This is a genomic window from Streptomyces neyagawaensis, assembly GCF_023516595.1.
Classification (GTDB): domain Bacteria; phylum Actinomycetota; class Actinomycetes; order Streptomycetales; family Streptomycetaceae; genus Streptomyces; species Streptomyces neyagawaensis.
Genome location: NZ_JAMGBG010000268.1, coordinates 1 through 327 on the forward strand (window position 1 = coordinate 1; position 327 = coordinate 327).

Consider the following 327-nt stretch of genomic DNA (forward strand, 5'->3'; position numbering starts at 1 on the left):
GATCCTCGCCGAGCGCCTGACCGCGCCCGACGCCCGCGCGGCCGGTGTCAACGTGCTCTCCGGCGGCACCGACGTGCACCTGATCCTGGTCGACCTGCGCGACTCCGACCTCGACGGGCAGCAGGCCGAGGACCGCCTCCACGAGGTCGGCATCACCGTCAACCGCAACGCCGTCCCCGACGACCCCCGCCCCCCGATGGTCACCTCCGGCCTGCGCATCGGCACCCCCGCCCTCGCCACCCGCGGCTTCACCGCCGCCGACTTCACCGAGGTCGCCGACATCATCGCCGAGACCCTCAAGCCGTCCCACGACACCGAGGCCCTCAA

Annotated in this window: 1 pseudogene; it reads left to right on the forward strand. The window is 73.4% G+C overall.

The features are described from left to right. A pseudogene (locus tag M8J73_RS44650) lies at positions 1-327 on the forward strand (serine hydroxymethyltransferase); the annotation flags it as partial.